Origin of the sequence: uncultured Chitinophaga sp. (assembly GCF_937874145.1) — a bacterium.
GTDB lineage: Bacteria > Bacteroidota > Bacteroidia > Chitinophagales > Chitinophagaceae > Chitinophaga.
The window spans coordinates 1-13,457 of sequence record NZ_CALNBI010000078.1 but is presented as its reverse complement, the minus strand read 5'-3'; the positions used below and the strand labels follow the sequence as shown (position 1 = coordinate 13,457).

13 protein-coding genes are annotated in these 13,457 nt (G+C 54.2%); 7 read left to right on the top strand and 6 right to left on the bottom strand.

Annotation, left to right across the window (positions count from 1 at the left end; translation table 11 throughout):
- Window positions 1–44: 44 nt before the first annotated feature.
- From Q0510_RS03645 to Q0510_RS03630, 4 genes are all read right to left on the bottom strand, one after another.
- Window positions 45–377: a hypothetical protein gene (locus tag Q0510_RS03645; protein WP_298708360.1), complete on the bottom strand. Its 333-nt coding sequence runs from the start codon at window positions 375–377 to the stop codon at window positions 45–47.
- A gap of 124 nt (window positions 378–501) precedes the next feature.
- Window positions 502–1,437 (bottom strand): outer membrane beta-barrel protein, encoded by a 936-nt coding sequence (locus Q0510_RS03640; RefSeq protein WP_298708358.1) that lies wholly within the window; start codon window positions 1,435–1,437, stop codon window positions 502–504.
- Between the two features lie 33 nt (window positions 1,438–1,470).
- On the bottom strand, window positions 1,471–2,511 hold the full coding sequence (locus Q0510_RS03635) for an anti-sigma factor (protein WP_298708356.1): 1,041 nt from the start codon (window positions 2,509–2,511) through the stop codon (window positions 1,471–1,473).
- A gap of 25 nt (window positions 2,512–2,536) precedes the next feature.
- The gene (locus Q0510_RS03630; RefSeq protein WP_298708354.1) at window positions 2,537–3,022 is read right to left on the bottom strand and encodes an RNA polymerase sigma factor; all 486 of its coding nucleotides are present in this window, start codon (window positions 3,020–3,022) and stop codon (window positions 2,537–2,539) included.
- A gap of 388 nt (window positions 3,023–3,410) precedes the next feature.
- Between Q0510_RS03630 and kbl the strand changes: the two genes are divergently transcribed.
- From kbl to Q0510_RS03605, 5 genes are all read left to right on the top strand, one after another.
- Complete coding sequence (kbl, locus tag Q0510_RS03625; RefSeq protein ID WP_298708352.1) at window positions 3,411–4,613, top strand: glycine C-acetyltransferase; 1,203 nt, start codon at window positions 3,411–3,413, stop codon at window positions 4,611–4,613.
- A 141-nt stretch (window positions 4,614–4,754) separates the two neighbouring features.
- Entirely contained in the window at window positions 4,755–5,519 is a 765-nt protein-coding gene (locus tag Q0510_RS03620) for a penicillin-binding transpeptidase domain-containing protein (protein ID WP_298708350.1), read from the top strand.
- 108 nt (window positions 5,520–5,627) lie between these two features.
- Window positions 5,628–6,668, top strand: coding sequence for a VWA domain-containing protein (locus Q0510_RS03615; protein ID WP_298708348.1), 1,041 nt, complete (start codon window positions 5,628–5,630; stop codon window positions 6,666–6,668).
- Window positions 6,665–7,423, top strand: coding sequence for a tetratricopeptide repeat protein (locus Q0510_RS03610; RefSeq protein WP_298708346.1), 759 nt, complete (start codon window positions 6,665–6,667; stop codon window positions 7,421–7,423). Before Q0510_RS03615 ends, Q0510_RS03610 begins: the two co-directional genes overlap by 4 nt.
- 27 nt (window positions 7,424–7,450) lie before the next feature.
- Window positions 7,451–8,287: a YitT family protein gene (locus tag Q0510_RS03605; RefSeq protein WP_298708344.1), complete on the top strand. Its 837-nt coding sequence runs from the start codon at window positions 7,451–7,453 to the stop codon at window positions 8,285–8,287.
- Between the two features lie 161 nt (window positions 8,288–8,448).
- Here Q0510_RS03605 and Q0510_RS03600 read toward each other — a convergent pair whose 3' ends face one another.
- Window positions 8,449–9,309 (bottom strand): helix-turn-helix domain-containing protein, encoded by an 861-nt coding sequence (locus Q0510_RS03600; RefSeq protein ID WP_298708342.1) that lies wholly within the window; start codon window positions 9,307–9,309, stop codon window positions 8,449–8,451.
- 281 nt (window positions 9,310–9,590) lie between these two features.
- Here Q0510_RS03600 and ispG point away from each other — a divergent pair, with 281 nt between their 5' ends.
- Together ispG and Q0510_RS03590 are read left to right on the top strand one after the other, a co-directional pair.
- Window positions 9,591–11,528 carry a (E)-4-hydroxy-3-methylbut-2-enyl-diphosphate synthase gene (gene ispG, locus Q0510_RS03595; protein ID WP_298708340.1) on the top strand — a complete coding sequence of 646 codons (1,938 nt, stop codon included), beginning with the start codon at window positions 9,591–9,593 and terminating at the stop codon, window positions 11,526–11,528.
- A 304-nt stretch (window positions 11,529–11,832) separates the two neighbouring features.
- Entirely contained in the window at window positions 11,833–12,399 is a 567-nt protein-coding gene (locus tag Q0510_RS03590) for a hypothetical protein (protein ID WP_298708338.1), read from the top strand.
- A 51-nt stretch (window positions 12,400–12,450) separates the two neighbouring features.
- On the opposite strand, the gene Q0510_RS03585 is transcribed toward Q0510_RS03590, so the two are convergent.
- The gene (locus Q0510_RS03585; RefSeq protein ID WP_298708336.1) at window positions 12,451–13,383 is read right to left on the bottom strand and encodes a vitamin B12 dependent-methionine synthase activation domain-containing protein; all 933 of its coding nucleotides are present in this window, start codon (window positions 13,381–13,383) and stop codon (window positions 12,451–12,453) included.
- Window positions 13,384–13,457 lie beyond the last annotated feature (74 nt).

The following is a 13,457-nucleotide window of genomic DNA, read 5'->3' as shown; positions in this document are numbered from 1 at the left end:
GCGCTGCCCAAGCGGATGGTATAAAATGAATCGTTTGGAAATGATTACTGGAATAAAACGTTTGTAGCCATCACTTTGCGATGGTTTGCAGGGCTTTGCGTGGTAAGGAATACCGTGTCGGTTTTCACGTACAGAACGTGATAATGATCTGTCACGAAGAGGTTGTGGTCCCGGTATACATGGAATACGCTATCAGGCATATATACCACCGCTTCAGAAGCTTCGGGGGCCGGCAGCGCTTTCGCACTTCCAGGTATGGCAACGGGGGATTTTTCGCCCTGAACAGGAGATTCAGGTGTATCAGGTAATTTCAGATTACTCGCGTGCATGGTCACAATACCTCCAACCACCGCAAGAAACATCAGGATAGAACGCATACTTCTCTACTTTTTGGGAGTTTTAACTCGGTTTATAGGATATATATCATTCGCCGGGCCGCTTTGCCATCTACCAGACGAAGCCAAGTTTCCGTGATCTAGAAAATCGGATCTAAAGTACAAATTAGAATCCGTTAAACCTAAAACCAACGGAAAATGGATACTGCTCCAGCCCATAATCATGAAGTGGGGTCAGGGCGAAATTGCTATATAGTTTGATGGGTCCGTAACCTATTTCTCCGGTCAGCGCGAACCGCCATTTGTTCAGGCTGAACTCGTCTGTCAACCGTACTTTACCTCTCTCTTCGCTCACCTGTTTGGTCCGTGCCTTTAACAAATATCCGCCCATTACGCCCGCACTAAATTTAAAAGAGCGGTTGGGCCGGGCGGGATTGGATGTATAATTCAGCATCAATGGGACGGACAGGTATTGTACAAACAACTTATTCTTCGAAAAGTTCACCGAATCGCGGATGATGGTGGTCGGGTAACCCGGTACATAGCTGATGTTCCTGGCAAACCGGTAGTTATTCATTTCCAGGCCTGCGGCGTAAACGAGGTTGAGTTTATGTTTATACAAATTGAGGCGCTGCATGAGGATCCACAGGTTGAAGTTCACCGACTTCCCGGGGATGAGCTTGAATTCGGAAGGCGACAGCGGCTGGCTGGCCATGCGGGGCGCGAAGCTGTTCAGCGCCGCGCCGGAGTAATCGTAGCTTTTGCCGAAACTGAAAGCGGCCGCCTTCGAATCCATGTACCAGCCGGAGGAATTGGCGGGGTGCAGCGACATGATCATCGCGCCGCTGTAATCGCTCTTGTCGCGGTAATTATTGAAGCCCAGGTCGAATACGAGCCAGCGGGTATGGAGGTTTTTCCTGAGTTTCTGGCGGGCGTAGGAGGTGTCCTGGTAAGCCCTGAACACGTTTTTCCCGTCGGCGTTCCTGCCTTTGACGATCACCAGTCCCTTGATCTGAATGGTGTCGATCGCGGCCGGCTTTTGAGCGAAAGCGGCGGCGGAAACGAATACCAGTAAGCAACTGAGTAAAATTTTACATTTCATATTTCTATCCCGTTTTACCGGTTAGCTGGATGTTTATTTATTTCTTTTTTTGGCAAAAATGCGGGCCACGTTCGTCACTTTGTCGAGCACCTTACTTTCGATCCCATTACCTGTTACCGACATGATCAGTTCGCCCGGCGGCTCGGGAGCGGCGGTGGCGAGTGATGCGGTATGTTGCATGTCGATGGACGTTTTGACGGCGGGCGCGGGTTGCTGGCGGATGCCGGCAGGTGTTCCGGAGATGCCGGCGTTAACGGCGGGCGCATCTTCCCGGGGCGACTGCCGGTCGATTGCATTCAGCGCCAGGAGGGCGCCGGAAGTGGCCGGTGTTTCCTCCGCGCGGGTTTCCGGGGCGGAGGCTTCTTTCGGGGGGGCCTGCGCCGCGGGGGGGGGTGCCGGTTTAGCGGCAGCGGCGCGCGGTTGCGGTTTGGCGTCTGCCAGCACGGCCGTATTATTTTCCGTTGCCGGGGCGGCGGAAGGCAGCGGGGTTTCGGCCGGAGGGGTTACCGCAGGCGCGGCTGGCTGGCCGACTACGGCCACGGGCGGGGTGATTACCGCGGAATCTCCGGACCGGAAGGAATTGCGCAGCAGGAACAGGGAACCGGCGAGCATGGCGGCGGCGGCCCACCAGAGGCGGCGGTCCATCCGTACCACGCGCTGCTTTTCGGCATGGCGGTAAAGGGTGGATTTGTCGCCGAAGGTCACCGACAGGTCGGGCTGCAGGCGGGTCTTTTCCCAGACGGCCATTTCGGCGCGCAGGGCTGGATGCTCTTCCATGAAAGTTTCCAGCGCGCGTGCTTCCGCGGGGGCGAGCTCACCGTCGAGGTATTCGAGCAGTACGGTTTCGTAATTCCTTTCGGGAGCAGCAGCCTGCCTGTAAAGGGAGGCTTTATTATCGAATACGGGAGTGTCCGGGGTCAGTTTGACCGCCAGCAACTGGTCGAGCTCGGCGCGCACCTGCGGGTGTGCGGCCACGAAAGCCTCCAGGGCGGCGGCTTCTTCGGGGCTGAGCTCTCCGTCTACATAGCTGTAGAGATACTCCTCGTAGTTTGATATGTGAATGTCGATTGACATAAATTTCTGATTTTGAATACCTTAACTAAATCACATTTTCCATTTTCACGAGATATTCCTTGAGGTGCGCCCTGGCCCGGTGGAGATAAACTTTCACCTGCGAGGCGTTCAGCTTCATGATCTCACCTATTTCTTCGTAACTGTATCCTTCATAATCCTTCAGCACGATGAGCGATCGTTGGACGTCGCTCAGCCGGTCGAGGGCTTTCTCAATGATACTCCGCGCGTTATGTATCTTCTGATCCGAAATTTTCGTTTCTTCCCGGAACTCCTCCACCAGCGTCACCCGTTTCACCTTGCGGACGTGGTCGATCATATTATGGTAAGCCACCGTGAATAGGTAGCTCTTGGCCTTATCAAAAGGCACATCACTAACGTGTTTCCATAATATTTCGAATGCGTTCTGAACAACGTCCCGGGCATCTTCCGGATGGCCCAGGTTCTTCACGATGAACCGGAAGAGATTATCGCTGTACAGGTCGACGCATTTGTTGTACTCCTTTTCCGTCATCCGGCGATAGGTTCTTTAGCGTGCAAAGTTCCGACAAATTGTTGAATAGTGCCTCTTACCGGATTTCAGCCCCCGGCGGGCTCAGCGCTATGACAATTCTCAGGAATGCACATGCCTTTCAGACCCGATCGACGTCCTTCTACCTGGCACAAAATGCCCAAAAAGGTAAAAAAACGTCAGAAATCCCGCCGCAAGCACCCGCAAACAGTTCGTCTCGTCATAATCCAACCGTCTGTGATAATTATATGACGCAAACCGTGATTTAAATGTTACACCTCCGTCAAACTTTTTAACTTTCGGCCGCTTCCCCCCTTCTACCTGCCCGATCCTCAATACATTTATTGCCCTAACTTTGTTGGTTAGATAAGAGCTATAAAAAAGGTGCAACATGAATCAGAACTTCGTAAAACGTTTACAACTCGAACTGGATGAGATCGAAAACGCCGGCTTGTACAAGCGGGAAAGGATCATCACCTCCGAGCAGGGCGCCGAGATCACCGTGGGCGGTAATACCGTCATCAATCTCTGCGCGAACAACTACCTCGGGCTTTCGTCTCACCCCAAAGTGATCGCCGCCGCCCGGGAAGCTATCGACACCCATGGCTACGGCATGAGCAGCGTTCGATTCATTTGCGGCACCCAGGACATCCACCGGGAACTGGAAGAGAAGATTTCCAAATTCCTCGGCACGGAAGACACTATCCTTTATGTAGCCGCCTTCGACGCCAACGGCGGCGTTTTCGAACCCCTCTTCGGCGAGCAGGACGCGATCATCTCCGACGCCCTCAACCACGCTTCCATCATCGACGGCGTGCGCCTCTGCAAAGCACAGCGCTTCCGTTACGAACATAACAACATGGCCGACCTGGAAGCCAAACTCCAGGAAGCCCAGGGCGCCCGCAGCCGTATTATCGTGACCGACGGGTCGTTCTCCATGGACGGCACCATCGCGCAGCTCGATAAAATTTGCGACCTGGCGGATAAATACGACGCCATCGTCATGAGCGACGAATCCCACTCCAGCGGCTTCCTCGGCAAAACCGGCCGCGGCACCCACGAATACCGCGGGGTAATGGGCCGCGTCGACATCATCACCGGCACCCTCGGCAAAGCCCTCGGCGGCGCTTCCGGCGGTTTCACCAGCGGCCCGAAAGCCGTGATCGACATCCTGCGCCAGCGCAGCCGTCCGTACCTGTTCTCCAACTCCGTGGCTCCCAGCATCGTGGGCGCGTCCATCGCCGTGCTCGACATGCTGAGCGAAACCACCGAGCTGCGCGACCAGCTGGAATTCAACACCAAATACTTCCGCGAGAAGATGACCGCCGCCGGGTTCGACATCAAGCCGGGCGACCACCCCATCGTTCCCGTGATGCTGTACGACGCCAAGCTGAGCCAGGAATTCGCGGACAGGCTGCTGAAGGAAGGCATTTACGTGATCGGGTTCTTCTATCCCGTGGTGCCCAAAGGCCAGGCGCGCATCCGCGTGCAGCTGAGCGCGGCGCATACGCAGGCGCACCTCGACAAGGCGATCGCCGCTTTCACCAAGATCGGCAAAGAGCTGGGCGTATTAAAATCAGTGGAAAAGGTATAACCATAGAAATACATATCACCCTCGAAGGCGGCTCCGGCCGCCTTTTTCATGCCTTTTCCTCCGAAAACCTGATATGCATCATCCCGGCTTTTACTTTTGAAGCCTTACTTTTGCATTTACTGATTAAAAATTTACCGCCTGATGAAACGATTCGGTCTGTTACTGATCGCCGCAGCCCTGGGGCTCGGCGCCTGCACTCCCAACAACGTGAAAGATGCGAAAGAGTGGCAGCAACACTTCGCGAAACATAAGCTGGAAGGGAGTTTTATGCTGTTCGACAATGGACAGGGCACCTTCCGCGTATATAATATCGAACGCGCCAAAGAGCGCTTCGTGCCGGCGGGCGTTTTCGAGATTTTCCTTTCCATCACCGGCCTGCAGACGGGCGCCATCAGCGATACCAATATTATCACGGCGGCCGGGCCCTTCAACCAGGCATTCCGCAACGGTTCAGCCATTGCATTCCAGGACATTACCCGGACCATCGGGAAAGATACGCTCCAGCACTGGATGGATACCGTTGGCTTCGGGAACAAGAAAATCAGCCGCATCGATACCTTCTGGCTCGATAACTCCCTGCAAATCAGCCCGGACGAAGTGCTCGGCTTCATCAAACAGCTCTATTTCAACCAGCTTCCCTACCAGCGCCGCGCTCAGGAACTGACTGCGGGGCTGATGGTCATGGAAAAAACGGATAAATTCATTTTTGCCCGGAAGTCCGGCCACGGCCGCATGGGCAGCAAGCAGATCGGCTGGGTAACCGGCTGGATCGAAGAAAACCGCCATCCCTCCTTTTTCGTCCTCAATTTCGAGACGGAAAACCCTTCGGCGGACATGAACGCACTGGGCCTGGAGGTGACGCGCGCCATCCTTAGCAGCGAAGGTTTTTACAAAGGGGAGAAATAGGCTGTTAAAAAACTGATAAAACCTTTCCTCCTGCCCTTGTAATACGTTATAAAAAAATTATTTTTGAATCACTTCCCGGCCTTTGCCCGGGAAGTGGCGTTTTACAACATGCTTAGATTCCAACATACAGAATACTTGTGGGCCTTCACGTTGCTCATCGTGCTGGCGCTCGCTTTCACCTGGGTAACCGTGTGGAAGCGCAGGTCTATCCGCCGCATCGGCGACCCCGGAATGGTGGAAAAACTGTTCAGCGGGTATTCCCGCAGGCTCTTTACCGTGAAATTCATCCTCATTTTCCTCGCGTTCTTCTTCGGCGTGATCGGGCTGGCCAATCTCCAGAAAGGCAGCCGCGTCGAAAAGATCACCCGGAAAGGCGTGGATGTAATAATCGCGCTGGACGTGAGCAAGAGCATGCTCGCCAACGACGCCAAGCCCGACCGGCTTACGCGCGCCAAGCAGCTCGTCACCAGGCTCATGGAAAAGATGGATAACGACCGCATAGGCATGGTGGTTTTTGCAGGGAACGCTTATCTCCAGATGCCGCTGACGGTCGATTATTCCGCCGCCCGCATGTACCTGGGCAGCATCACGCCTGACCTCATCCCCCGCCAGGGTACCGAGATCGGCGAAGCGATCCGCGTGAGCGACGAGGCCTTCAACAAAAAGGAACGCAAACATAAGGCGCTCATCATCATTTCCGACGGCGAAGACCACCAGGAAGGCGCTGTAACCGAAGCCAAAAAAGCCCTGGAAAACGGCGTGGTCATCTACACCGTAGGCATCGGCTCACCCACCGGCTCCCCTCTCCCCGACCTGGAATCCGGCGGCGTTAAAAAAGACAACGAAGGTAAAACCGTTATATCCAAACTCAATGAAGACGGGCTGAAGAAACTCGCGTCCACCGGTAAAGGCATGTACCTCCAGCTGCTCAATAACACCGATGAAGTAGTGGAAGCCCTCGCCGACCGCATCGACAAGATGGAACAGAAAGAGTTCGGAGAAAACGTTTTCACCGATTACAATAGTTATTTCCAATACTTCCTTGGCATTTGCCTGGTGCTCATCGTGCTGGAATTCTTCATTCCCGAAGGAACTTCCCGCAAGAAAGCCGGCATATTGCCCGGGATCCAAAAAGCGGAGGCCGCATGAAACACCACTTCCTCCATACCGTAACGATCATCGCATCGCTCGTGGCGCTCGCCCTCCCGGCGGCCGCTCAGCAAGGCACGTCCAAATATCTCCGCGAAGGCAACGCCCAATATAAAAAGCAACAATACGCCGACGCGGAAGCCAGCTACAAAAAAGCCCTGGAACGCAATGCCCGCTCCGTTGAAGGCAACTTCAACCTCGGCAATTCCCTCTACGAGCAAAAACGCTACGAAGCCGCGCGCCAGCAATACGCCAACGCCCTCAAAACGCCCTCCAGGAAAGAAAATGCCGCCGATGCCAATTATAATATCGGCAACACTTTCATGGAAGACAAAAAGTGGGAAGAAAGCATCGCCGCCTATAAAAAAGCCCTCAAAGCTAACCCGGCCGACGAACAGGCGCGCTACAACCTCGCCTACGCACAGGAAATGCTGAAGAAACAACAGCAACAATCCGGCGACGGAAAGGATAACAAAGAACAGAAAGACAAAGACAAACAGAAAGATAAACAGGACCAGCAGAACAAAGACAAGCAGGACCAGAAAGATCAGAAAGACCAGCAGGACCAAAAGGACCAGCAGGATCAAAAAGACCAGAAAGAACAAAACCAGCAACCTAAACCCAAGCCCAGCAAGCTCACCCAGGAAGAAGCCAAACGCCTCCTCCAGGCATTGGCCCAGCAGGAGAAAAAGCTGCAGGAAGATAAAATGAAGAAGACCAAGGGCACACCCGTGAGCGTGGAAAAGGACTGGTAATTTCCGGCCTTCCCGTACCTTTGCGGCATGAAACTGCACGCCAGGAACATTTTCCTGATTATTCTCGGGTCATTCATTTTCGCCATCGGCATTAACTTTCTCGCCATCCCCAGCCAGCTCTCCGAGGGCGGGGTGATCGGTATTTCCATATTGACGCATTATCTTTTCGGATGGTCGGCCGGCGCCGTGAACCTCGCGATCAACGCCGTGCTCATGATTGCCGGCTGGCGCCTGCTTAACCGGCGGACCGTTATTTACACCCTGCTTTCCATCATCTTTTGCTCCTTTTTCCTTTACCTGACGGAAGCCAACCGCGAACCGCCCACGCATGACCCGCTGCTGGCGGCCATCTTCGCGGGCTTGCTCGTAGGCATCGGCCTGGGGCTCGTATTCCTTTCCGGCGGCACTACCGGCGGCGCATCGATCGTAGCACGCGTGCTGAACAAATACTTCGGCTGGAGCCTCGGCAACGCGATCCTCGTGTTTGACGTGGTAGTCATTTCCGCCGGCATTTTCATGATCGGGATCGAGCGCACGATGTACACCTTCATCGCCGTATACATCGGCGCGAGAATGGTGGATTATATCGTGGAAGGCTTCAACACCAAGCGGGCCGTCACCATCATCTCCCCCTTCTCGGCCATCATCGCGGAAAAAATCACACGCAACATGAACCGCGGCGCCACGGTGCTGCACGGGCACGGCGCTTATACGAAAGATCCCAAAGAAGTGCTGTACGTGATCATCAACAAACAGGAACTGATGGAACTGAAAAGAGTGGTTGCGGAAGTGGATGCCGAAGCGTTTACGGTCATCCATGAAGTGCATGAAGTGCTGGGCCGCGGGTTCTCCATCGGGAAATAAAAAACCGCCCCGGTCGTGGGACGGCTTTTTGCTTACTTTCCTTTCCAAATGTAAAAAAACGCGCCTGAAACGCGTTATTAAGCATGGTTTCCGTTTATACAAGTGTAAAAATAACGCTGTAATTCTCCCCGGAGTTTGGACAAAAAGACAATTTCATTGTACTATTTGAACACCGTTTCGCGGAATTCGTGGGGCGAAATACCGGTGTGATGCCGGAAAAAACGGCTGAAATACGCCGGGTCTTCAAAACCGATCTCGTAGCAGATTTCCTTCACATTCCGGTTGCTGAACGCCAATTGCCGCTTGGCTTCCAGGACGAGGCGGTCGTGCACCATGTCGGTCACCGTTTTATTGATGGCTTCTTTTGCGATTTCGTTTAACCGCTTGGCCGTCAACGAGAAATGTGCGGCATAAAAGGCTGCCTGGTGCTCCTGGCGGAAGTTCTTCTCCACCAGCCGGCGCAGCTGGATAATGCGCGCGTCGTGGTTATGCGCATCCGGACTGTTCACCGGGTTCTGCTTCTTTTCCCTTTCAGACAGCAATAAAAACGCGTTCAGGTAATGTTTGATCACGCTGCTGTTGCTACCCTCGTGCCGTAGCTCCGCCTGCATAAGGGAAATGATTTTCTGCATCGATACGGCGGCCTCGCCGCCGATGCGGACCGGTGCATACTCCTGCGAATCGTCGAAAAGGGTGGTAAAATCGTATAAGGTTTGACGTTCGTGTTTATTCTCCCAATAAAACTGTTCAGTAAAGGTGATGCTAAAACCGTAAAATCCGGATTTCGGCAACTGGTGGACCTGCCCGGGCCGGAGAAGGAAAAGGGTATTGTCGCCCAGCTCGTACGTCACGAAGTCCACCACATGATCGCCGGCGGCTTTGGTGAACCAGAGAATCTGGAACACGTGATGCCGGTGCGGAATGCCCGCATATTCGGTCTGGAAATTCTCCATTTCGAATACGCTGAACTGACCGTTTAGCGGGATCTGCTGGTAGGGTATGGTATCCACTATCTTGTTCAAATCGATTGACAGGTTATTGATTGTCAGGTTATATGGCGGTACGGGCCTTGTCGGTTACAAACATGGCGCTCTGCATGATTTGCTAAAACTAGTCAAATTATCGGGCGGGAAGTTTACCGTTCATATAAAATAACAAAATATGTAGAAGCACCGAACGGTGAATAATTTGCTAATTTTGAAAAAAGGATAGCGTAAGACGGCGTCTTATTCTGTGCTTTTTCAGCAACACAGATTGAATATTTGATTCAATATCAACGAACTAAAAGAACCGAACAGCATTCATGCAATTATATTGCCCATCACTGACGACATACGAAAGACTGGCCACTTTAGAAGTGAAAGTGGGCGACCTTACTATCGGAAACAACCACCCGATCCGGATTCAAACGATGACGACCACGGATACCATGGACACCATGGGCACCGTGGAGCAATCGATCCGGTGCATCGAAGCGGGTGCGGAACTGGTGCGGATCACGGCTCCCAGCATTAAGGAAGCGCAGAACCTCCTGCCCATCAAAAACGAGTTGCGGAAACGCGGGTACACCACGCCGCTGGTGGCCGACATCCACTTTACGCCCAACGCGGCGGAAGTGGCGGCGCGCATCGTGGAGAAGGTGCGCATCAACCCCGGCAACTACATCGACAAGAAAAAATTCGAGCTGCTCGAATATACCGACGCGGAATACCTGGAAGAAATCGACCGCATCCGCGAGCGTTTCACGCCGCTGGTGAATATTTGTAAAGACCACGGCACGGCCATGCGCATCGGCACCAACCACGGTTCCCTCAGCGACCGCATTATGAGCCGCTACGGCGATACCCCGATGGGCATGGTGGAGAGCGCCATGGAATTCCTCCGCATCGCGGAAGACCTTCAATACCGCAATATCGTGCTGAGCATGAAAGCCAGCAACCCGCAGGTGATGGTTCAGGCTTACCGCCTGCTGGTGAGCACCATGCAACAGGAGCTCGGCCATTGCTACCCGCTCCATCTCGGTGTAACCGAAGCCGGCGACGGGGAAGACGGCCGCATCAAATCGGCCGCGGGTATCGGTACCTTGCTGGAAGACGGCATCGGCGATACGATCCGGGTTTCGCTGACCGAAGATCCCGAGTTCGAGCTGCCCGTGTGCCGCGACCTCGTGCGCCGCTATACGCAACGCGCGGGCCACGCGCCCATCGCGCCGGTAGGCGATCCGCAGAAATTACCGTATTCGCCGTTCCAGTTCACCAAACGCACTACAGACGCCATCGGTAACATCGGCGGCAAACAGGTGCCCGTGGTAGTGGCGGACCTCCGTCATCTTCCCGCGATTACTCCCGCCGACCTCCAGGGAATCGGTTACCATTACGACGAAGCCACCGACAAGTGGAATATCAGCGACGCGGCAGCCGATTATATTTACACCGGGAAGCAAATCCTGGGCTTCGCATTGCCGGGCACTTTGCAAGTGATCGTGGATGCCGAAAGCTGGCAACTGGCGGATGATAAATCCAAATACCATCCGTATTTCCGCGATATCAACAGCTTTTCCGGCACGAGCGACGTCATGAATTTCGTACAAGTGGATGCAGCCGCGCTTGGCAGCGGCGTATTGGAAAAACTGGCCGAGCTGAAAGGAAATATCGTTCCGGTGATCGCCAGTGGCAACGCACATGCCATGGCATCGGTGCGGCGGATACTTATCGCGATCATGGAGCAAAAGTTCCCCCATCCCGTGATCCTTCAATGCAACAGTAACGACCAAAACGCCGACCAGGACCTCATCCACTTCGCCACCGAAACCGGCGCCCTCCTGCTCGACGGCTTCGGCGATGGCCTGTGGCTTACCGCCGAAGGGCAATCTTCTTCCCCCGCAACGATCAACAACGTGGCATTCGGCATCCTCCAGGCCACCCGTTCCCGCATCTCCAAAACCGAATATATTTCCTGCCCCTCCTGCGGCCGCACCCTGTTCGACCTCCAGGAAACCACCGCACGCATCCGCGCGGTAACCAATCACCTCAAAGGCGTGAAAATCGCCATTATGGGGTGCATCGTAAACGGTCCGGGGGAAATGGCCGACGCCGATTTCGGCTATGTAGGCAGCGGCGTAGGAAAAATTACGCTCTACCGCGGAAAAGAAGTCGTGAAACGCGGCCTCAGCAGCGACGTAGCCGTTACCGAGCTCATCAACCTCATCCGCGACAACGGCATGTGGGTAGACGTGAAATAATCCGCTCAATCATCTTTGCAAATAAAAAGGGCCGCCCTTACCGGCGGCCCTAAAACTGTAACTGGGGTTAACTTAACAGGTGTACCTTAAACTTTCTGAACTGCTTTTTTGGGGCTAAATGCGATCTAATTGCATAGCACAAAGGTAATACCCTCCAGAGGGTATAGGCAAGCGTAATTCTACGCAATTTCCTGCGTGATTTCCCTTTTTATCAACCTCCTCTGTCATGAAATTGTTATAGAAACCGGTTTCCCGGTACTGTGTTTGCAGTATCCTTTCATCAGAACATCAAAACAATCATCCCATGAAACACTTACCCATAGCGGTCTTACTGCTGTTTCTCGCCGCCTGTGGCCCCAATACTTCGCAGTCCGACGAGCATTCGAATTCCAAAGACACGACCGGTGCGCCTCCGGCAGAAGTTGTCATGCAAAAAGACGTGGTGATCCGGCCCCTCAGCGGATATTTCGTCAACAACTCCGTCAAGCTCACCGACAGCGTGGCCTGCTGGATCATCCACAACCCGGAAGAAATGCGCAAAACCTTTGGGATGGCCAAAACGATGAACAATACCATCGACACCATCGATTTCAGCCATAACCTGCTCGCGGCCGTAGTGCTCCGGCCCAGCGACCTCACGCAAACCATCGAGCTGTCGCGCTCCTACGTGCTGGACGGCAATATGGACCTGCATTTCGCGATCAAAGTAGATACGCCTAAAACGACTTATACCAAGTCCATGGCCTGGCTCGGCGCCATCCCCAAATCGGACTCGGTGAAAAATATCCGCTTCTTCCGCGGCGACCGTATGATGACCACCATCGACGCCGCCGACCTCCGCGAAGCGCAGGACACTGATATGAAACATTAAAAAAGCGCAGCTCCGGAGAACTGCGCTTTCGCATATCGGTTACGGCGACGCCTAATCGAGGCTCGGGCGCAGCCATTTTTCGGCTGTTTCGAGGTCCCAACCCTTACGGGTGGCGTAATCCTGTAATTGGTCGTGGTCAATTTTGCCCAGGCCGAAATATTTGCCTTCCGGGTTAGCCATATACCAGCCGCTCACGCTCGCCGCCGGATACATGGCCAGCGATTCGGTAAGGGTGATGCCGGTGGACGCGGTGGCGCTCAGCAGATCGAACAGCTTGTATTTCTCCGTGTGCTCCGGACAGGCGGGATAGCCCGGCGCGGGGCGGATACCGAGGAATTCCTCGGCGATCAGCTGGTCGTTGGTCAGGTGCTCGTTTGCGGCATAACCCCAGAATTCCTTCCGCACCCTTTCGTGCAGCAATTCGGTGAACGCTTCGGCGAGGCGGTCGGCCAGCGCTTTGAGCATGATCGAAGAATAGTCGTCGTGTTCCTTCTTAAACTTATCCAACCATTTTTCGATGCCTTCGCCGGCGGTTACCGCAAAAGCGCCGATCCAGTCCTGCTTCCCGCTTTCCGCCGGAGCAATGAAATCGGACAGGCACATATTCGGTTGGCCGGGCGCTTTCTTGATTTGCTGGCGGAGGAACTCCAGCGGCACTTGTGCACCGTCGGGAGCGGTAACCGTTACGGTATCTGCGCCGTTGGAATTGGCGGGGAAGAAACCGATCACGGCACGCGCCGTCAGCCATTTTTCTTCGATGATCTTTTTCAGCATCGCCTGCGCATCGTTGTAGAGATGCGTAGCTTCCTTGCCCACTACTTCGTCGGACAGGATAGCGGGGAATTTGCCGTGCAGTTCCCAGGCGATGAAGAAGAATTGCCAGTCGATGTACTTCGCGATTTCGGCGAGGTCGTAGGATTGGAATTCGTGGATACCGGGCTGGAGGGGTTTTACGGGATTGAAGGCATTCCAGTCGATGGTCATGGGTCAGTCCTTGGGGCAGTAGAGACGGTGCAGCAGTTCCAGCACCTGCAGCAGGTTCTGGTCGGCCACGGCAT